Origin of the sequence: Tenggerimyces flavus (genome assembly GCF_016907715.1) — a bacterium.
GTDB classification, from domain to species: Bacteria; Actinomycetota; Actinomycetes; order Propionibacteriales; family Actinopolymorphaceae; genus Tenggerimyces; species Tenggerimyces flavus.
The window spans coordinates 5,408,913-5,428,192 of sequence record NZ_JAFBCM010000001.1 but is presented as its reverse complement, the minus strand read 5'-3'; the positions used below and the strand labels follow the sequence as shown (position 1 = coordinate 5,428,192).

General features: G+C 70.3%; 20 protein-coding genes. 12 read left to right on the top strand and 8 right to left on the bottom strand.

The features are described 5' to 3' along the window. Positions 1–897 (top strand): GNAT family N-acetyltransferase, encoded by an 897-nt coding sequence (locus JOD67_RS25390; RefSeq protein WP_205120202.1) that lies wholly within the window; start codon positions 1–3, stop codon positions 895–897. Here JOD67_RS25390 and JOD67_RS25385 read toward each other — a convergent pair. Then, positions 887–1,999: an aldo/keto reductase gene (locus tag JOD67_RS25385; protein ID WP_205120201.1), complete on the bottom strand. Its 1,113-nt coding sequence runs from the start codon at positions 1,997–1,999 to the stop codon at positions 887–889. The two genes, JOD67_RS25390 and JOD67_RS25385, sit on opposite strands and share 11 nt — an antisense overlap. A gap of 118 nt (positions 2,000–2,117) precedes the next feature. On the opposite strand from JOD67_RS25385, the gene JOD67_RS25380 reads away from it, so the two are divergent. Then, positions 2,118–2,693, top strand: coding sequence for a TetR/AcrR family transcriptional regulator (locus tag JOD67_RS25380; RefSeq protein WP_205120200.1), 576 nt, complete (start codon positions 2,118–2,120; stop codon positions 2,691–2,693). A 202-nt stretch (positions 2,694–2,895) separates the two neighbouring features. Here JOD67_RS25380 and serB read toward each other — a convergent pair whose 3' ends face one another. From serB to JOD67_RS25360, 4 genes are read right to left on the bottom strand one after another with little or no spacing between them, the layout of a single operon-like run. Continuing rightward, positions 2,896–4,041, bottom strand: a complete 1,146-nt coding sequence (gene serB / locus JOD67_RS25375; protein WP_239555447.1) for a phosphoserine phosphatase SerB — start codon at positions 4,039–4,041, stop codon at positions 2,896–2,898. A 36-nt stretch (positions 4,042–4,077) separates the two neighbouring features. Beyond that, positions 4,078–4,812, bottom strand: a complete 735-nt coding sequence (locus JOD67_RS25370) for an SDR family oxidoreductase (RefSeq protein ID WP_205120198.1) — start codon at positions 4,810–4,812, stop codon at positions 4,078–4,080. Further along, a complete protein-coding gene (locus JOD67_RS25365) occupies positions 4,809–6,149 on the bottom strand; it encodes a 6-phospho-beta-glucosidase (RefSeq protein ID WP_205120197.1) in 1,341 nt (446 codons plus the stop codon). Before JOD67_RS25365 ends, JOD67_RS25370 begins: the two co-directional genes overlap by 4 nt. Then, positions 6,146–6,883, bottom strand: coding sequence for an Rv1486c family protein (locus JOD67_RS25360; RefSeq protein ID WP_205120196.1), 738 nt, complete (start codon positions 6,881–6,883; stop codon positions 6,146–6,148). Before JOD67_RS25360 ends, JOD67_RS25365 begins: the two co-directional genes overlap by 4 nt. 51 nt (positions 6,884–6,934) lie before the next feature. Between JOD67_RS25360 and JOD67_RS25355 the strand changes: the two genes are divergently transcribed. The 4 genes from JOD67_RS25355 (at position 6,935) to JOD67_RS25340 (ending at position 10,364) form a co-directional block, all read left to right on the top strand. After that, the gene (locus JOD67_RS25355) at positions 6,935–7,723 is read left to right on the top strand and encodes an ABC transporter ATP-binding protein (protein WP_205120195.1); all 789 of its coding nucleotides are present in this window, start codon (positions 6,935–6,937) and stop codon (positions 7,721–7,723) included. Positions 7,724–7,760: 37 nt separating this feature from the next. Further along, complete coding sequence (locus tag JOD67_RS25350; RefSeq protein ID WP_205120194.1) at positions 7,761–8,240, top strand: NfeD family protein; 480 nt, start codon at positions 7,761–7,763, stop codon at positions 8,238–8,240. A 97-nt stretch (positions 8,241–8,337) separates the two neighbouring features. Further along, complete coding sequence (locus tag JOD67_RS25345) at positions 8,338–9,609, top strand: SPFH domain-containing protein (RefSeq protein WP_205120193.1); 1,272 nt, start codon at positions 8,338–8,340, stop codon at positions 9,607–9,609. Further along, positions 9,606–10,364 carry a sulfite exporter TauE/SafE family protein gene (locus JOD67_RS25340; protein ID WP_205120192.1) on the top strand — a complete coding sequence of 253 codons (759 nt, stop codon included), beginning with the start codon at positions 9,606–9,608 and terminating at the stop codon, positions 10,362–10,364. Before JOD67_RS25345 ends, JOD67_RS25340 begins: the two co-directional genes overlap by 4 nt. Here the strand turns inward: JOD67_RS25340 and JOD67_RS25335 are convergent. Then, positions 10,361–11,257: a phosphotransferase family protein gene (locus JOD67_RS25335; protein WP_205120191.1), complete on the bottom strand. Its 897-nt coding sequence runs from the start codon at positions 11,255–11,257 to the stop codon at positions 10,361–10,363. The two genes, JOD67_RS25340 and JOD67_RS25335, sit on opposite strands and share 4 nt — an antisense overlap. A 126-nt stretch (positions 11,258–11,383) precedes the next feature. Here JOD67_RS25335 and JOD67_RS25330 point away from each other — a divergent pair, with 126 nt between their 5' ends. Beyond that, complete coding sequence (locus tag JOD67_RS25330) at positions 11,384–12,433, top strand: M48 family metallopeptidase (protein WP_205120190.1); 1,050 nt, start codon at positions 11,384–11,386, stop codon at positions 12,431–12,433. Between the two features lie 94 nt (positions 12,434–12,527). Here JOD67_RS25330 and JOD67_RS25325 read toward each other — a convergent pair whose 3' ends face one another. Then, positions 12,528–13,340: a carbon-nitrogen hydrolase family protein gene (locus JOD67_RS25325; RefSeq protein ID WP_205120189.1), complete on the bottom strand. Its 813-nt coding sequence runs from the start codon at positions 13,338–13,340 to the stop codon at positions 12,528–12,530. Then, positions 13,337–13,783 carry a hypothetical protein gene (locus tag JOD67_RS25320; protein ID WP_205120188.1) on the bottom strand — a complete coding sequence of 149 codons (447 nt, stop codon included), beginning with the start codon at positions 13,781–13,783 and terminating at the stop codon, positions 13,337–13,339. The genes JOD67_RS25325 and JOD67_RS25320 overlap by 4 nt, the downstream gene beginning before the upstream one ends. A 197-nt stretch (positions 13,784–13,980) precedes the next feature. On the opposite strand from JOD67_RS25320, the gene JOD67_RS25315 reads away from it, so the two are divergent. The 5 genes from JOD67_RS25315 (at position 13,981) to JOD67_RS25295 (ending at position 19,253) form a co-directional block, all read left to right on the top strand. Next, the gene (locus JOD67_RS25315; RefSeq protein WP_205120187.1) at positions 13,981–15,030 is read left to right on the top strand and encodes a DUF2330 domain-containing protein; all 1,050 of its coding nucleotides are present in this window, start codon (positions 13,981–13,983) and stop codon (positions 15,028–15,030) included. Further along, complete coding sequence (locus tag JOD67_RS25310) at positions 15,027–15,584, top strand: YbaK/EbsC family protein (RefSeq protein ID WP_205120186.1); 558 nt, start codon at positions 15,027–15,029, stop codon at positions 15,582–15,584. Before JOD67_RS25315 ends, JOD67_RS25310 begins: the two co-directional genes overlap by 4 nt. After that, entirely contained in the window at positions 15,585–16,475 is an 891-nt protein-coding gene (locus JOD67_RS25305) for a LysR family transcriptional regulator (RefSeq protein ID WP_205120185.1), read from the top strand. It abuts the gene before it with no gap. Between the two features lie 29 nt (positions 16,476–16,504). Then, positions 16,505–18,244, top strand: coding sequence for a glycoside hydrolase family 36 protein (locus tag JOD67_RS25300; RefSeq protein ID WP_205120184.1), 1,740 nt, complete (start codon positions 16,505–16,507; stop codon positions 18,242–18,244). A gap of 196 nt (positions 18,245–18,440) precedes the next feature. Further along, the gene (locus tag JOD67_RS25295; RefSeq protein ID WP_205120183.1) at positions 18,441–19,253 is read left to right on the top strand and encodes a TrmH family RNA methyltransferase; all 813 of its coding nucleotides are present in this window, start codon (positions 18,441–18,443) and stop codon (positions 19,251–19,253) included. Positions 19,254–19,280 lie beyond the last annotated feature (27 nt).

Genomic DNA, 19,280 nt, shown 5'->3' with positions numbered 1-19,280 from the left:
ATGCGCATCAGGGAGGCGACCGAGCAGGACTGGCCGGCGATGTGGGCGTTCATGCGCGGCATCGTGGCCGAGGGTGAGACGTTCTCGTGGGACCGGGACGCGACCGAGGAGGACGCCCGGTCGTACTGGTTGCGGGGTGGGCCGGCGAAGGCGTTCGTCGCGGTCGACGACGACGGCACCGTGCTCGGGACCGTCGAGACCGGGCCCAACAAGGGCGGTGGCGCGGCACACGTCGCGAGCGGCGGGTTCATGGTCGACCCGGCGCACGGCGGCAAGGGCGTCGGCCGTGCGCTCGGCGAGCACCTGATCGCGTGGAACCGAGCCCAGGGCTACGAAGGCATCCAGTTCAACGCCGTCGTCGAGTCCAACACCCGCGCTGTCCACCTCTGGAAGTCGCTCGGCTTCGCGATCATCGGCACCGTTCCGCGCGGCTACCGACGCCCCAGCGGCGAGTACGTCGGCCTGCACATCATGTACTTCCCCCTGAACGGGCAGCCCCGCCCGTTGCTCAACGCCGCGAAGGTCGCGACGAGGCTGCCTGCCCAGGACCTCGAACGTGCCCGCGCGTTCTACGCCGACAATCTCGGCCTCGAACCCGTCGAGGAGCGCCCCGGCGGACTGCTCTACCAGCCCGCCGGCGGCGAGTTCGCGCTCTTCGCCACGAGCGGCGCACCGTCCGGCACCCACACCCAGGTGGCGTTCTACGTCGACGACATCGAGGCGGTCGTCGCCGAGCTGAAGCAACGCGGCCTGGAGCTCGCGCACTTCGAGGGGTTCGGCGAGGGCATCGTCGAGATCGAGGGCAACTACCCGAGCAAGGGCACCGGCGAACGCGCGGTCTGGTTCTACGACAGCGAAGGCAACCTGGTCGGCATCGGCCAGCCCGTCAGGCGCTGACCGCGCCGCGGAACCAGGCCGGCTCCTGCCGGACGTCGGTCCCGCCGTTCATCACCTGGCGGGCCAGCTCGCTGTCCGCGAGGTCGCGCGACTTCCAGGCGCTGACCTCGTCGAGCAATCCACGCTGCTCGGCCGACAACGCGAAGTCGAGCGCGGCGAGGTTGTCGTCGAGCTGCTCGACCGTACGCGCTCCGATCAACGTCGACACGACGCCGGGGCGTTGCGCCACCCAGTTGAGCGCGACCTGCGCCGGCGTCCGACCGACCTCGGACGCGACCTTCTTCAGCACATCGAGCGTGTTCCAGTGCTGCTCGGGACGGTCCTGCGCGAACGAGAACGCCTTCAACGCCTCGAGCCGACCCTCGCCGGTCGCGCCCTCGGCGGTCCGCTCGTACTTCCCCGCCAGGAACCCGCTCGCCAGAGGCGACCACGGAACGACCGCCGCGCCGAGGTCGAGCGCGGCGGGAACGAGCTCGCGCTCGATGTCGCGCGCGACCAGCGAGTACTCCAGCTGTAGCGCGGCGACCGGCTCCCATCCGTTCGCGCGAGCTGTCAACTGCGCCTTGGCGACATACCACGCCGGCACGTTGCTCAGCCCGATCGCACGCACCTTGCCGGAGCGGACAAGCGCGTCGAACGTCGACATCACTTCCTCGACTGGCGTCATCGTGTCCCAGCTGTGCATCCAGTACAGGTCGACGTAGTCCGTGCGGAGCCGGCGCAGGGAGGCGTCGAGCGAGGCGATGAGGTTCTTGCGTCCGTTGCCCGAGGCGTTCGGGTTGCCCTGTTCGGTCGACATCGTGAACTTGGTCGCGAGCACCAGCCGGTCGCGCGTACCGGACTCCTCGACGAACTTGCCGAGCAGCTCCTCGCTCCGGCCCTGTGCGTAGTTGACCGCGGTGTCGACGAAGTTCCCGCCGGCCTCGACGTACCGCTGGAACACCGCGCGGGAGGTCTCCTCGTTCGAACCCCAGCCGCCCCAGATCCCGGCGCCCTCGGAACCGTCGACGCCGAACGTCATCGCGCCGAGCGCGAGCGGGGAGACGCGGAGCCCGGTGCGGCCGAGCAGGTGGTAGGTGGTCAACGGTGTGGTGGTGGCCATGAGGGCCTCTCCTCCGAAGTAGAATCGAGTCGAATTCGGAATGGCCATTCCGGTTTGGACGATACGGAATTACCATTCCGGTTGTCAACTACCACGGTGCTCGAGGTGAGGTGGAGCGATGGACCGGCCGCTGCGTGCCGACGCACGGCGCAACCGCGAGCGCGTGCTGGCCGTCGCCCAGGAGGCGTTCGCGACGGAGGGGTTGGCGGTGTCGATCCCGGAGATCGCGCGCCGGGCGGGGGTCGGGGTGGGAACGATCTACCGGCAGTTCCCCACCAAAGAGGCGCTGTTCGAGGCGATCGTCGTCGAGGGCATGACGGCGATCCTGGAGAGCGCGCGGTCGCTCAGTACGGCGGAGGACGCGGGCGCGGCGTTCTTCCAGTTCGTCGAGGAGGCGACCGAGGAGGGTGCCGTGAACGGTGCGCTCAAGGACGCGCTCGCGGGGACGGGCTACGACCTCAAGGCCGCGACGTCGGGGACCGCCGAGGAGTTGGTGCAGATCATCGGCACCCTGCTCCGGCGCGGCCAGGAGGCCGGGGCCGTACGTACGGACGTCACCGTGCCCGAGCTCTTCGCCCTGATCAGTGGCGTGCTGGCCGCCACCGCCACCGACCGGAACCGCGACCGCCCGGCGATGCGCCACCTGCTGTCCATCGTGTGCGACGGCCTCCGCGCCCGGCTGGCTGAGCGCTAGCGTCGATCTTTCATCTGGCGGTGGGTTCGCCCGGTCCGCGCTGGGCCCAAGGATCATGTTTACATGATCATTGGCCGCTTTACGTGGGGTGGACGCCAGGTAAGGGGGCAGCTGGCCGGGTAAGGCGACCACGACGCTTCACCTACGGAGTGCGTCGCGCGCCAGGCGATAGGTAAGAGACACGGCCTCGGGGAGGGCGGGATCAGGACTCGAGGATGTCGGCGGCTTCGACCTCTTCGCGGGTGATGCCGAGCAGGTAGAGGATGGCGTCGAGGTACGGGACGTTCACCGCGGTGTCGGCGGCTTTGCGGACGACCGGCTTGGCGTTGAACGCGACCCCCAGACCCGCCACGGCCAGCATGTCGAGGTCGTTCGCGCCGTCGCCGATCGCGATGGTCTGCGACAGCGGCACGCCGGCGGACTGGGCGAAGCGGCGCAGGGCTTCGGCCTTGTACGCACGGTCGACGATCGGGCCCACCACGGTCCCGGTGAGCTTGCCGGAAGCGATGGCCAGCTCGTTCGCCGCGAAGTAGTCGATGCCCAGCTCCTCGGCGATCGGCGCCACCACCTGGGTGAAGCCGCCCGACACCAAGCCCACCTGGTAACCGAGCCGCTTCAACGTCCGCACCAGAGTCCGCGCCCCCGGCGTCAGCACGACCTGCTTGCGCACCACGTCCAGCACCGAGGCGTCGACTCCGGCCAGCAACGCCACCCGCGAGCGCAACGACGCGGCGAAGTCCAGCTCTCCGCGCATCGCCGCATCGGTCACCGACGCGACCTCGGCCAAGCACCCGGCATGCGCGGCGATCATCTCGATCACCTCGCCCTGGATCAGCGTCGAGTCCACGTCCAGCACGACCAGCCGCTTCGCCCGCCGGTGCAGACCGGCCCGCTGTACGGCGATGTCCACCTGCTGCGCCGCGGCCTCGGTCGCCAGCAAGGCCCCGAGAACGTCGGGATCCGCACCCGAGATGTCCAGCTCGATCGCCGTCACCGGGTAGCGCGCGATCCGTACGATCCGGTCGATGTTCGCGCCCGAGTCGGCGATCCGTCCCGCGATCGCCGACATCGCCGCCGGCCGCAGCGGATGTCCGAGTACGGTCACGTGCGAACGACCCAAGCGCCGCGGCGAGTTGTCACCGGTACCGCTGGAGATCTCCACGTCCATGCCCAGCGCGGAAGCGACCTCCGAGACCACGCGCCGTACTCGCGACTCGTCGCGTGGCGCCGTGATCAGCACGCCGAGCACCAGCCGGCCACGCAGCACGACCTGCTCGACGTCGAGCACCTCGACCTGGAACGGCGCCAGCGCGTCGAAGATGCCCCACGTCACGCCCGGCCGGTCCATCCCGGTGAGCGTGACGAGCAGAGTACGACCCACGACTCAACCCCTGCCCACGAACGGCATCTTCGTCGCCATCACGGTCATGAACTGCACGTTCGCGTCCAGCGGCAGCGAAGCCATGTAGACGATCGCCCGCGCCACCGCGTCCACGTCCATCGTCGGCTCCGGTCGCGTCGCCCCATCGGCCTGCGTCACGCCGTCCGCCATCCGCGCGGTCATCGGCGTTCCCGCGTTGCCGATGTCGATCTGGCCGCAGGCGATGTCGTACGCGCGGCCGTCCAGCGACGTCGACTTGGTCAGCCCGGTGACCGCGTGCTTGGTCGAGGTGTACGGCGACGACCACGGCCGCGGCGCGTGCGCGGAAATCGAACCGTTGTTGATGATTCGCCCCCCGCGAGGCGACTGCGCCTTCATGATCCGGAACGCGTGCTGCGTACACAGGAAGGTACCCGTCAAGTTCAGGTTGACGACGGCCTGCCAGTCCGGCAGCGACACGTCCTCCAACGGTGTGGCGGGCGCCGCGCGGCCGGCGTTGTTGAACAGCAGGTCGAGCCGTCCGTACCGCTCCCGCACAGCAGCGAAGAGCGCGTCGATCGAGGCGGGATCACCCACGTCCGTGGGAACGACGAGCGCGTCGGACAGTTCCGCCGCGACCTCGTCGAGCGGCTCGCGCCGCCGGCCGGCGAGCACGACCGCGTACCCCTCCCGGCCGAGAGCCAGCGACGAGGCGCGGCCGATCCCGCTCCCCGCACCGGTGACGACGGCGACCTTCATCGAACCTCCAACACGGCAGCGACCTCGGGGATCGCGCGGATGTAGCCGTCGACCAGGTCGCGCGCCAAGGAGACCGAGTCGACCAACGGGTGCAGGGCGAACGCCTTCACCGCCAACGAACGCGAGCCGGTCGACGCGGCCTCGATCACCAGCCGTTCGACCGCCTTGACCTGCTGCATCAGCCCGAGCTGGTGCAGGTCCGGCGGTGCCGTCGCGATCGGCGAAGCGCCGTTGGCGGAGACGACCGACGGCACCTCGATCACGGCCGCAGGATCGAACGCCGGCAGCGTCGATCCGTTGCGTACGTTGAGGATCATCGTCGACTGTTCGCCGCGCGCGATCGCCGCCATCACCGCGAGCGCCACCCCCTCGTACCCGCCCGGCTCACCCGAGCCCGAGCGGTCCGGCACCTCGCGCTCGGACTCGCGCGCCTCCGCGAGGTACGTCGCCTCGCGTTCATCCAACGTGCGTCGCCAAAGCGTCGATGCCCGGGACAGATCCTTGCCGGCTTCGGCATAGAACGTGGACTGCTGCGCCAGCAGATACTCACCGCGCGTCTGCGAGCCGGCGAGGATCTTCCGGACCGCGTCGCGGTGGAAGTAGTAGTAATAGAGGTACTCGTTCGGGATCGAGCCGAGCGAACGCAGCCAGTCCGCGCCGAAGACGTCCGCTTCCTCCAGCGCGCCCGGGGAGTCGAGCACGGAGGGCAGCAGGTCGACACCGTCGTGGACGATCCGGCGCAGCCAGCCGAGATGGTTGAGCCCGACGTAGTCGAGCCGCACCCGCGAGGCCGGCACACCGAGCTGACCAGCGATGCGCCGGCCGAGCTCGCCCGGGGTGTCGCAGATGCCGACGACCCGAGTGTCAAGGACGCCTTGCATCGCCTCGGTGATCATGCCGGCGGGGTTGGTGAAGTTCATGACGTACGCGGTCGGCGCCACCGCACGGATCCGTTCGGCGATCCGGACCGCGACGGGGATGGTGCGGAGCGCGTACGCCAGGCCGCCAGGCCCGGTCGTCTCCTGGCCGAGCACGCCGAGCTTCAGCGCGACGCGTTCGTCCTGGGTACGGCCGGCGAGGCCGCCGACGCGGATGGCGGAGAACACGAAGTCGGCGCCCTGCAAGGCCTCGTCGAGCGATGTTGTCGACTCGACGCGAGGTGCGTCGGCATGCCCGGCGCCCAGCTGAGCCAGCAACGCAGTGACGACGCGCAGCCGTTCGGCGTCGGTGTCGTACAGCGCGACAGCGGAGATCCGCTGGGCGTGCGTGTCGTGCAGGAGCGCGCGGTAGACGAGCGGAACGCGGAACCCGCCACCGCCGAGGATCGCGAGCTTCACCGGGCCACCTGCGAGGGGGTACAGGCCGCGACGAGCGCCCGGCGCGCGGCGTACTCCAGGTGCCGCAGCGAGCGGCGCCGGGTGTCGGCCTCGTACGCGGTCGTCGAGCCGCCGTCGTTGGCGAGCGCCAGCTCGCACACCAGCAGGCACTTGCGGGCGCGGGCCGCGAGCTCGTCGGCGCGCGAGGGGTAGCCGGGCGCGAGGCCGTCGTCGGAACGTCGGCCGACGTTCCGCAGGCTGGCGAGGGCCTCGGCGACCTCGGGCCGCCACTGCGCCACGTCGAGCCCGGCGAGCGAGTGGGTCACCTCGAGCAGCGTCTGGGAGAGCTCTGTGGTCGCGTCGGAGAACTGCAGCGGCGGCGGAACGTTCGCCGCGTACACCCGCCACTGCACGCCTGCGCCGACCACGTCGGGGACGAGACCGATGCCCGCCCCAGCGCAGAGGACCGCCTCGCCGACGTCGAGCGCGGCCTCGTTGAGCTCGCGCGGTCCCGCCAGCCCCAGCGGGTCGCCCGGCGCGGGGAGCGCGACCAGGCAGGCCTGGGTGCCGAGCCTGCGCAGCCGGCCGAGCGCGAACAGCATGGTCATCGGCTCGTCCTCGCCCTCGAAGCCGAGCACGTGATGCGCCGCGTCGTCGCCACGGATGTGCTCGTCGGCCTCGTCCAGGCTGGTATGGCCGGACAGCCAGGCGTTCGCCCAGCACGCCAGGCGAACGGAGCGCGGCAGTGTCAGCACCCCACCAGCCTATGGTGGGTTGCCGACACCGCTGCCGTAGGTTTGGGATCTATGAACGCCCAGGCCGTTCTCGAGCTCAGCGACGTGACGATCACGCGCGGTCAGTCCGTGCTGCTCGACCGGGTGAGCTGGGCGGTGCATGAGGACGATCGGTGGGTGATCCTCGGGCCGAACGGCGCGGGCAAGACCACCTTGCTGCAGGTCGCGTCGGCGCGGATGCACCCGACGTCGGGGACCGCGACGATCCTGGGGCAGACGCTCGGCGCGGTGGACGTGTTCGAGCTGCGGCCGCGGATCGGGCTGACGTCCGCGGCGCTGGCCGAGCGGATTCCGAAGCAGGAGCTGGTCCGCGACGTGGTCGTGTCGGCTTCGTACGCGGTGATCGGCCGGTGGCGCGAGGAGTACGAGGCCCTCGACCACGACCGCGCGATGATGCTGCTGACCTGGCTGGGCGTGGGCGGGCTGGTGGACCGTACGTTCGGGACGCTGTCCGAGGGCGAGCGCAAGCGGGTCCAGATCGCGCGGGCTCTGATGACGGACCCCGAGCTGCTGCTGCTGGACGAGCCCGCGGCAGGGCTGGACCTGGCCGGCCGCGAAGGGCTCCTGCGGACGCTGACCCTCGTGGCCGCCGACTCGACCGCCCCGGCGAGCGTGCTGGTGACCCACCACGTCGAGGAGATCCCGCCGGGCTTCACCCACGTCCTTCTGCTGCGTGCCGGAGAGGTCGTAGCGGCGGGGCCGCTGGACCAGACGTTGACCGACGACGCCCTGTCGGAGGCGTTCGGACTGAAGCTCGAGCTGACCCGTTCCGAAGATCGCTGGACCGCCAGGGCGAGGTAGCGCGTCCGGCTCGACCTTGATCGCGTAGGTTTCTCACATGGGCGAATGGCTCCGCTGGCTGGGCGAACACCTCTGGGTCGTCTTCGGCGTGATCGCGGTCGCCCTCGCCGCCATCGAGGTGCTCACCCTCGACCTGGTTTTCATCATGCTCGCCGCCGGAGCGCTCGCCGGTGCGCTCGCCGCGGGCATCACCGGGAACGCCGTGATCGCGATCGCCGCGTCGGTCGTCGTCGCGCTCGGCATGCTCGCCGCCGTACGGCCGATCGCGCTGCGCCACCTCAAGCAGGTGCCGAACACGAAGATCGGCGTGCAGGCGCTCGTCGGCCGCAAGGGCGTCGTGCTCGAACGGGTCGACGCGCACGGCGGCCGCGTGAAGATCGGCGGCGAGACCTGGTCGGCCCGCGCGTACGACGACACGTCGGTGATCGAGCCCGGCCAGACCGTCGACGTCGCCTCGATCGACGGCGCCACCGCGTACGTGTACGAGTCGGAGGGGCCGTGGCCGATCGGCTCCTAGCTCTGGGGGAGCGCGGACGGCCCGGCCGCCGTCCAACAAGTTCAGCGGGACGCCGGCAGGCGCTCCGGGGTCAGGACAACATGAACACGGAGGAACCGTGGAGGCTCTGATCGCAGTCGTCGTCGTGGCGCTGCTTGTGGTCATCGTGATCGCCAGATCGATCCGCATCATCCCGCAGGCACGTGCGGGCGTCGTGGAGCGGCTCGGGCGGTACGCGCGTACGTTGCATCCTGGCCTGTCGGTCCTCGTGCCGTTCATCGACAAGGTCCGCTACACCCTCGACCTCCGCGAGCAGGTCGTCTCGTTCCCGCCGCAGCCGGTGATCACCGAGGACAACCTGGTGGTCTCGATCGACACCGTCATCTACTTCCAGGTGACCGACCCGGTGCGCGCGACGTACGAGATCGCCAACTACATCCAGGCCATCGAGCAGCTCACGATGACCACGCTGCGGAACATCGTCGGTGGCATGGACCTCGAACGTACGTTGACGAGTCGCGAAGAGGTCAACACCGAGCTCGCCGCGGTCCTCGACGAGGCGACCGGCAAGTGGGGCGTCAAGGTCAACCGTGTCGAGGTGAAGGGCATCGACCCGCCTCCGTCGATCCAGGACTCGATGGAGAAGCAGATGCGCGCCGACCGGGACAAGCGCGCCGCCGTCCTTACCGCCGAGGGCGTCCGGCAGTCGGCGATCCTCACGGCGGAGGGTGAGAAGCAGTCGGCGATCCTCAAGGCGCAGGGTGCGCGCGAGGCGCAGATCCTCGGCGCCCAGGCGCAGCGGGAGTCGCAGATCCTCAAGGCCCAGGGTGAGGCACAGGCGATCTCGACCGTGTTCGGCGCGATCCACGAGGGTCAGCCGGACCAGGCGCTGCTGTCGTACCAGTACCTGCAGATGCTGCCGCAGATCGCGCAGGGCGACGCCAACAAGGTGTGGATCCTGCCGAGCGAGTTCAGCAAGGCGCTCGAGGGTCTCGGTACGGTCGCGGGCAAGCTCGCTGGCGGCATCGAGCTGCCGCCCGCGCCGACGCAGCCCAGGCCGTCGCCCGCGTTGACGGCGGACAAGAACGAAGCGGTCGCCCAGGCTGAGGAACGTACGGACGCGGCGCTGCAGACGGCCAACGACGAGGTGGCCGCCGCGATCGCCGCGGCCGAGGAGGCCGCGAAGGGGCGGTCGGTGCCGTCGCTGGGCAGCCACGCCGCGACGTCGACCGAGTCGACCGAGTCGACCGACTCGGCCGACGTGACCCCGGCGGGTCCGCCCGCTGAGGACCCGGCGCCGCCCGCGAGCGACCCGTACCCGCCGAGCTCCGGCCTCGGACAAGGCGTGCCACGGTCCGTCGACCCGTCGGGGGAGCAGCGCTCGGAGTGAGCGCTTGGGAGATCGTCGCGGTCCTCCTCGCCGGGATGGCCGCGGGCGGCATCAACGCCGTCGTGGGTTCGGGCACGCTCGTGACGTTCCCTACTTTGTTGGCGTTCGGTCTCCCGCCCGTCATGGCGACGGTCACGAACACGATCGGCCTGGCCCCAGGCACCATCTCCGGTGCCTGGGGCTACCGCCGGGAGCTGGCCGGCCAACGCGGCCGGCTGATGCGGCTCGGCATCGCGTCGGCGATAGGCGCTTGTACGGGTGTGGTCCTGCTGCTCGGCTTACCCGACGACGCCTTCCACACCATCGTTCCGATCCTCGTCGGGGTCGGTGTGACGCTGGTCGCGGTGCAGCCGTTCATCTCGAAGTGGCTCGCAAAGCGCAAGTCGGAGCCGGACCCCAAGGGCAACTGGCTGACGTTCCTGTTCGTCTATCTGGCCGGCTCGTACGGCGGCTACTTCGCAGCGGCGCAGGGCATCATCGTCACCGCTGTGCTGACCATTTCACTGCATGAAACGCTGCAGCGGGCGAACGCGGCCAAGAACGTGTTGGTCAGCGTGGTCAACTGCGTCGCCGCGATCCTGTTCTGCTTCGTCGCGGACGTGTCCTGGGCGCACGCCGGCCTGATCGCGGTCGGCTCGGTGATCGGCGGCCAGCTCGGCGCCTCCGTCGGGCGACGCCTTCCGTCGTGGCTGCTGCGGACGTTCATCGTCTGCGTCGGTGTCGTCGCGATCTGGCAGCTGCTGCGTACGCGTTAGAGCAGTCGTTCGAGGTACCGCACCAGCCGGCCGGTGATCTGGGGCGGCGTCAGGTCGGTCCGCCCGACCGCGCGCCACGGCGTGGCGACCTTCTCCGCGTCCGGCGCGAAGCCCAGCGCGTCCAGCACCCGCCAGTAGCGATGCGCGTCCTCGTCGGCGTCGAGGGTGCCGCCGGCTTCGACGTAGGCCGCCACGAATCGGTCGGCCGCTTCCGTGCCGGCGAGCAGGGCGAGCGTCGTCGCGCAGTGCGCCACGTCGAGGTCGGCCGGTCCCCAGGACGTCTCCACCCAGTCGACGACGCCGGTCACGGTCGCACCGTCGAACAGCACGTTGCCGGGATGGAAGTCGCGGTGCAGGAAGCGGCCCTCGTACGGCGGCGGGTCGGCGCGGATCACGTCGACCGCGCGGTGCCAGGTCTTGCTCGCGTTCTCCGGGAGGCGGACGCGGTCGGGCGCGGTCCACGCCTGGTACGTGCGAGGCCGCTCTTCGGGCTGGATCGCGTGGATCTGGACCAGCAGCCGCGCGAGGGCACAGATCCGTTCGGCCAACCCGTCGGTGTCGAGGCGGATCCGACCGGGCAGGAGCGTCATCAGCAGGGACGGGTCGGCGCATTCCGTACCGTCCGGATCGACCGCTACGAGCGTGGCCGCCGGGACGCCGGTTGGGGCGAGCAGCTGGAGGATCGCCGCCTCGCGGGCGAGCAGCCCCGGAGCGTGCCGGCGGTAGAACGCGTCCACGAACGAGCGCAGCACGAACACCTCGCCGGCCGCTGATGACAGGCGCCGCATCCGCGAGGTCCAGCCGCCAGCCAATGCCTCGACCCGCACGATCCGGTCGCCGCCGAGCCGTGCTTCCACCCATGCCCGCGTCGCTGCGGGCAGCTCGTTCTCCACGACGGAGCAGCCTATGGGGGACAACCCCCAAGGAACCCCCAACCCTGTGCACACGTTCTGCCGTTGACAGCCGAAGGGGATAGGTTGCTGTCAACGCCCAGCGAGTTCCCGATGGGGGAGTAGTACATGACCGAGGAAGCCGACCGCCCGACCCGCGCGAGGGTGACGCTGACGAGCATCAGCTCGCGTGCCTGGGAGCATCCCGCCGACCGCGGGGCGCTGACCGCGCTGCGGCAGCTCAAGGGATTCGACACGATCCTGCGCAAGATCTCCGGGATGGTCAACGAGCGGGCTGAGCGGCTGGTCTATCTCGCCTCCGCGGTGCGCGCCGACGACCGGCAGTTCCCGCGGGTGCACCGGCTGTTCGCCGAGGCGGCCGCGACGCTCGACATCCGCGAGCTGCCCGAGCTGTACGTGATGACCGGTCCGTACCCCAACGCCCTGTGCATCGGCATCGACAAGCCGATCATCGTGCTGCACAGCAGCCTGGTCGACCTGCTCGACGACGAGGAGCTGCGGTTCGTGCTCGGGCACGAGCTCGGCCACGCCCGGAGCGGGCACGCGCTGTACCAGTCGCTGCTGATGTGGCTGATCCGCCTGTCCGGCGTGATCCAGTGGGTCCCGCTCGGCGTGCTCGGCATCCGCGCGATCATCGCCGCGCTGTACGAGTGGTCGCGCAAGGCAGAGCTGTCCGGCGACCGCGCCGGCCTGCTGGCCGCGCAGGACCCGGCGGCCGCGCTGCGTACGCACATGAAGCTCGCGTCCGGCGGCCACCTCGAGGACGTCGACGCGACCGCGTTCCTCGCCCAGGCGGCGGAGTACGACGGCTCCGGCGACCTGCGCGACAGCGTGCTGAAGCTGCTGCTGCTCGAGGCTCGCACCCACCCGTTCCTCGCGGTCCGCGCCGCCGAGCTCCGGCACTGGGTCGACAACGGCGACTACAACCAGATCCTCGCCGGCAACTACCCGCGCCGCGAGGACGATGGCGACGCGAAGATCAGCGAGGAAGCCAAGAAGGCCGCGGACGCGTACAAGGAGCAGTTCCAGCGCTCGCAGGACCCGCTGATGAAGATCCTCAACGACCTGGGCGGGACGATCGACGGCGTCCGGGACAAGGTCACCGGCTGGTTCAGCGGCAACCGCGGCGGCGGTGGCGGCGACAGCCGCGACAACTAGCTCTGCCGCGTGATCATGTACGTGATCATGAAGCCAAACTGGCGTATACGACAGCTACGGCTTCACGATCACGTACATGATCACGGGCCGACGGTCAGTCTGGCTGCCAGAGCCTGAGGAAGGCCCGCGTGACGGCTGGGTTGGTGTGACCATCCCAGCCCCGCGGGTCTTTCGCGTCTCGGCGCCGCGGTTCGACATCGGCGATCAGCAGTTCCTCCGTGCCGGACGTCGCCCTGGTGAGCACCTGGCCGTCCGGGTCGATCACCGCAGAGAAGCCGTACGCGAAGCGTTCGCCCTGTCGCCCCGCCACGTCGGCGACGACCACGGTCACCGAGTTCTCCACGGCCCGCGCGATCGGCAGGTTGTCGCCGCGAGCCCGGAAGCTCGCCGACGGCTCGCGCAGATGCCCGCTGTGCGTGGGGACGAAGATCACCGCCGCCCCGCCGGCCGCCAACACTCGCGTCGGCTCCACGTACCAGAGGTCGTTGCAGATCACGATCCCGAACGGCAGCGGGCTCTCGAAGACGGGCAAAGCCGCGCCCGCGCCGATCACCGTGCGGTAGCCGGGATAGACCTTCCGGTAGACGTCCGCGACCCGGCCGTCCCGGAGCACCGCGGCCGAGCCGTACAGCCCGCCCGCCGGATCGCGCTCGGTGAACCCGACGATCACCGTGACCGTCGAGTCGAGCAACGGCGCGACGACCTCGGTCAGCTCGGCAACGGTCAACGCCACCTCGGCCGGCGAGTCACCCGACGACTCGTGCGCGAGCCCGCCGATCACCGCCTCGGGGCAACACAGCACGGCGACACCCTCGGCCTCGCAACGGGAGAGCTGTACGCGAAGCAGGCCGACCGCGTCCATCGACCCGAACGGCAGGTACGGCGCCTGCCAGGCGGCAACCCTCACTGAGGAACGACGGCGCGGGAGCGCGACGGCAGCAACCACAGCGGAGCGAGCCCGATGAGCAACGTGAGCACGGCAACGGCGGCCGTGGTCCACTCGGTCGGCGTCAACGAGGCGACCCCGTCGCTCGCCGCCGCGAGCGGGTGGCTGCCCAACCAGATCATCCCGCCCAGGCCGAAGATCAGGCCGACCAGCACGAGGAACGTCCGCCCCACCGACGCGGCCGGCGGTGTGCCGGTCGTCCGTACCGCGCTCCAGCCGCGCAGGCAGACCAGCAGCACCCAGGCGAGCACCACCAGCGCGACCAGCCCACCCAGCACTGCCCGCGCCGGCTCGCCCATGATCAGCAGCACGATCGCGGCCACCAGGCAGACGGCCGTGGTACCCAGCCAGAACACCACCCAGCGCAGCTTCCGCTCCGCCACCGCCCGCAGCTGCTCAGACATGCGGCCGCACGCTAGCACGGCTCCGGGGCCGACCGGCGGAGGTCACAATCGCCCGACACTTTGCGTGGCGACATCGCGGGACTCGATGTCGTGCGGTGTACTTTCCCGAATCGGGTGGCTGCGGTCGTCTTCGTCCTGCTCGCCGTCGTCCTCGTCCTCGCCTCCAAGCGAAACCGTCGTCGCAGATTGGCTCCCGCGTGACCCGAAATCCCCTCCGCGCCGCCTTGCTCGTGGTCGCGCTGGTCGTCTCCGTCAGCCTCGCCGCTCCCGCGTACGCCTGTGCCTGCGGCGCGTACATCCCCAATGGCGACGCCGTCGTCGTGGACGAGAAGGCACTCGTCCGCTGGGACGGCAGCACCGAGGACATCGTGATGGCGCTCGGTGTCCAGGGCAGCTCGGACAAAGCCGGCTGGATCATGCCGGTCCCGAGCGAGGCCAAGGTCACGCTCGCCGAGCCGACCGTCTTCGACGAGCTCCGCAGGCTGACGCGGCCGCGCACCGAGTACCGGGATTCCTGGTGGCCGAGCTTCGACTGGCTGCGCGGCGACCGGTACGGCGGCGCGCCGGGTGGCGCGCAGGACGGTGGCGTCCAGGTACGTGGACAGCAGCGCCTCGGCCCGTTCGACGTCACCAGGCTCGGCGCCGACGACCCGAAGGCGCTCGCCGACTGGCTCGGCAAGGAGGGCTTCGACAAGCCGGCAACGCTCGACGCCGACCTCGCGCCGTACGTCCAAGAGGGCTGGGAGATCGTCGCGATCAAGCTCGCTCCGGCCGAGGGCGACGAGCTCACCGGCGAGCTGCAGCCGCTGCGACTCACGTTCGCCTCGGACGAGCTCGTCTACCCGATGCGGCTGTCCCGCAACGCCGAACGGGAACAGTCCGTCCAGCTCTACCTGCTTGCCGACCATCGGATGGATCCGCGGACGCCGGCCTCGCAGACGTACAGCCCCGAGCTGAGGTTCGCCGGCCGCGTCGAGCCGAGCGCGGACACCGAGTCGCTGAAGCCGTTCCTGGGCGGTGGCATGTTCCTCACCCGCTGGGACAACCTGATCGTCGAGCCGAAGTCGATCGCCAACGACTACACGTTCGACGCGGCCGACGCCGACACCGCGTACCAGGAGGTGATCACGCAGACCCGCGACCGCGGCGAGATCACCGCCGCCGTGCTCCTGCTGTTGCTCCTCGCCGCCGCGATCGTGATCGTCTTCGTCGTGGTCCGCCGCACCCGAGGCAGAATGACGTCGTGACTACCTCGATCGGCACGCTGCAAGCCGTCCCAGCCCTCGACCGCCCCGACCTGCTGGCCCCGCCCGTCCTCGCGGCGCTGAACGCCTGGCCGTCCGGCAAGGTCGGCGTCGACGAGGTGCTGGTCGCCGAGATCGACCCGGACCTCGCCGACACCGCGGCGTTCTGCGAGCGGTACGAGGTGGGGCTCGAGGTCTCCGCCAACTGCGTCGTGGTCGCCGGTCGCCGGGGCGAGAACACCACGCTCGCCGCCTGCGTGATCCTCGCGACGACCCGAGCCGACGTGAACGGGTTCGTCCGCAAGCGGCTCGACGCGCGCAAGGCCTCGTTCGCGCCGATGGACACCGCGGTCGAGTTGACCGGCATGGAGTACGGCGGCATCACCCCGATCGGACTCCCGGCCGACTGGCCGCTGCTCGTCGACCAGCGCGTCCTCGGGGCGGACGCGGTCATCATCGGCAGCGGCGTACGGCGTTCGAAGATCCTGCTCCCCGGCCGCGCGCTCGCCGACCTGCCGGGCGCGGAGGTCACCGCCGAGCTGGGGATCCTCGTCTGAATGGACACCACGTTGCTCGTGGTGTTCCGCGAGGTGGCCAGGCTCGGCTCGTTCACCGCCGCGGCGACCACGCTCGGCTACACGCAGTCGGCCGTCTCGCGTCAGATCTCCACGCTGGAAGGCGAACTAGGCGTCGGACTGTTCGACCGGCTGCCGCGCGGCGTCGCGCTCACCGAAGAGGGGCGAAGCCTGCTGCCGCACGCGGAGGCCCTCGTCGAACGGCTCGGCGCGGCTCGTTCGGACCTGCGCTCGCTGCGTGACCTGGAGAGCGGGCGGCTGCGGATCGGCGCGTTCGCGACTGCTGACGCCGCCCTCGTTCCGTGGGCGATGGCCGCGTTCCGGAAGGCGCACCCCAAGGTCGTGGTCACGCTCGCTGAGCGGCTCACGCCCGACCTCGTCACGCTGCTGATGACCGGCGAGCTCGACGTCGCGGTCGTCAGCTCGTACTCCGGCGACGACCTCGGCGAGCTGGAGCTGGAGCATCTGCTCGACGACGCGATGTACGTGGCGATGCCGCCCGGTCATCCGCTCGCCTCGCGAGCTGAGGTGGCGTTCGCCGACCTGATCGACGAGAGCTGGATCGCGGGGGACACCCGGGCCGAACGGACGCTGATCGGGTCGGCGTTCGAGCCGCGGATCGAGATGGTCGCACGCGAGTGGATCGCCAAGCAGGGACTGGTCGCGGCGGGCCTCGGCGTCACGATGATCCCGTCGCTCGCGGTGGCCGCGGCGCGACCGGACCTCGCCGTCGTCGTGCTGCGGGACGCGAACGCGCCGGTCCGTTCGGTGTACGTCGCCACCGCGCCGCATAGAACGCGTACGCCAACTGCGGTCGCGTTCGCCGAGCTGCTGCAGCAGTCGGCGGCCAGACTGCGCAACGCCCTTCCGTAGAGAATGCGCTTTCTGCAAGGCTGTCGGCCATGTCTCTCGTGACCGTTGGTACCACCACGCTCGAAATCGAACGAGCCTCCGTCGAACAAGTGGAGGTCGAGCCCGGCGTCACCGAGCTGACGTTCACGGTCGAGCCGGACAGCACCGGCGACGTGACGTTCTCGCTGCTGTGGCGTACGGCGGCAGGCGACGCGGTCGCGTACTGGCATCCGCACTCGGTGCACCGCTCGCTCGGCGTGGAGTGGACGCGGCCGCGGATCACGAACGCGCTGAAGTGGGCGCCTCTCGGCGCGCTGCACGACACGTCGGGCGGGAACGTCGAGACGTGGGCGCTCGACGAGGTCGTCGAGCCCGTGCACATCCAGGCCGGTGTCGAGGAGGAGACGTCGCGCTTCCTGCACCGGGTGAAGGTCGAGGGCGTGGCGCCGGCCGAGGGCCCGTACGTGGTGCGGATGCGCGTCGACCAGCGGGCCGTGGCGTACTCCGACGCGCTGCACGACGTCGCGCAGTGGTGGCTGGCGTCGAGCGACGTGCCCGCGCTGCCAGTGCCGGATCTCGCGCTCGTGCCGGTGTACTCGACCTGGTACAGCTTCCATCAGCGGCTCGAGCCCGCCGCGGTCGCTCGCCAGGCCGAGCTGGCCCGGGAGCTCGGCTGCAAGGTGCTGATCGTCGACGACGGCTGGATGACGACGGACGCCGCGCGCGGGTACGCGTTCACCGGTGACTGGCAGGTGGAGCCGTCGCGGTTGGGTGACCTGGCTGCGCAGGCTTCGGTCGCGGCGGAGGCCGGTGGGGGCTACCTGCTGTGGATCGCGCCGCCGTTCGTGGGCATGGAGAGCGCTGCGTGGGAACGATTCCAGGGCAAGCTGCTGACGACCATCGAACGGCTGCGGTGCGGGGTGCTCGACCCGCGCTACAAGGACGTTCGCGACCACCTGGTGTCGACGTGTGTGTCGTTGGTGCGTGACTACAACCTGATCGGATTGAAGATCGACTTCGTCGACACCTGGCCGCGTGAAGACGCTCCGGCCGCGGGTCCGGGCGCGGACTTCGCGCGGGTCGAGGAGGCGGTGGACGCGTTCCTCGCTTCGCTGACCGCTGAGCTGCGGGCAGTGCGACCGGACGTGCTGGTGGAGTTCCGGCAGAACTACATCGGGCCGCGGATGTGGCGGTACGCGAACCTGTTCCGCGCCGGCGACTGCCCGATGGACCGCGTGGACAACCGCGTCCGTACGGTCGACCTCCGGCTGCTCACGCCAGCGTCGGCGGTGCAGGCGGACATGCTGATGTGGGACCCTTCGTTGCCCGCCGAGGTCGCGGCCGAGCAGGTGCTGGCCGTCTTGTTCGCGGTGCCGCAGATCTCGGTGCTGCTGGACCAGGTGCCCGCGGATCACCTCGCGATGATGCGGTTCTGGCTGGCGTTCGTCACCGAACACCGGTCCACGCTGTTCCGCGGGCGCATCGAGTCGCCGCGGCCGGACCTGCAGCACCCGCTGGTCCGGGCGCACGGCTCGGGGACGACCATCGCCGCGGCGTACACGGATCTGGTGGTGACCGTTCGCCCGTCCGACCAGGCCGACCTCTGGGTGGCGAACGCGACGGGCCGCGACGACCTCGTCATCGAGGTCCTGGCCTCCGCCCCCGTCTCGCTCGTCGGCGCCCAAGACTGCCGCGGCGCCGCCGTCGACCTGCCGGTGGGGGAGCTGACCGCCGGCCTGCACCGCCTCCCCGTCCCGAGAAGCGGCCTCCTCCACCTCCACCGCCTCTGACCCGGCCCGACTCGCCCCCGCCCCACCGCCGTGATCATGTACGTGATCATGAAGCCGAACCGGTGTATACGCCGGGTTTGCCTTCATGATCACGTACATGATCACGGGCGGACCCGGGACCACGGCCAGCCCGCCACGTCTTGGATGAAGGGCACCTTCATCCAAAGCGACGTGGGCGACAGGGCAGAGTGGGGGCGTGATCGTTCCTCTCGCTGACCTCGGCGATCCGCGGCTGGCGGACTACCAGCGGCTGCGGGACGTCGGGCTCCGGCGGAGTCTCGAGGCGGAGCACGGGCTGTTCATCGCCGAGAGCGAGAAGGTCATCCGGCGGGCTGTCGCGGCGGGGTACGAAGCCCGCTCGTTCCTCATGGCCGAGCGCTGGCTCGTCGGCCTCCGCGACCTGATCGAGGACTCAGACGCCCCGGCGTTCGTCCTGCCGCAGGAGCAGGTGGAGCAGGTCGCCGGGTTCCCGATCCACCGCGGCGCGCTCGCGTCGATGCGCCGCAAACCGCCGACGACAGTCGCAGAGGTCACCGCCAAGGCGAGGCGCATCCTTGTAATCGAGGACGTCGTCGACCACACCAACGTCGGCATCATCTTCCGCAGCGCCGCCGCGCTCGGGATCGACGCGATCGTGCTCTCGCCGCGCTGCGCCGACCCGCTCTACCGGCGCGCGGTCAAGGTCTCGATGGGCGCCGTCTTCGCGCTCCCGTACGCCAGGCTGACCGACTGGTACCAAGGCCTCGCCGAGCTCCGCGCGACCGGCTTCCGGCTACTCGCCCTCACCCCGGCCGCCGACGCGACGGCCCTGGAGGACGAGACCGTCGATCCGGCGCACCGCCTGGCACTGCTGTTGGGTACGGAGGGTGACGGTCTCAGCTCCCACTGGCTCGACGAAGCCGACCGAGCTGTCAGGATCCCGATGGCCGCGGGCATCGACTCTCTCAATGTGGCAGCGGCAGCGGCGGTCGCCTGCTACCTGCTTGGCAACTTACGGACACCTGGCTGACAATTACACCCCGTGGTCGCCGAACCC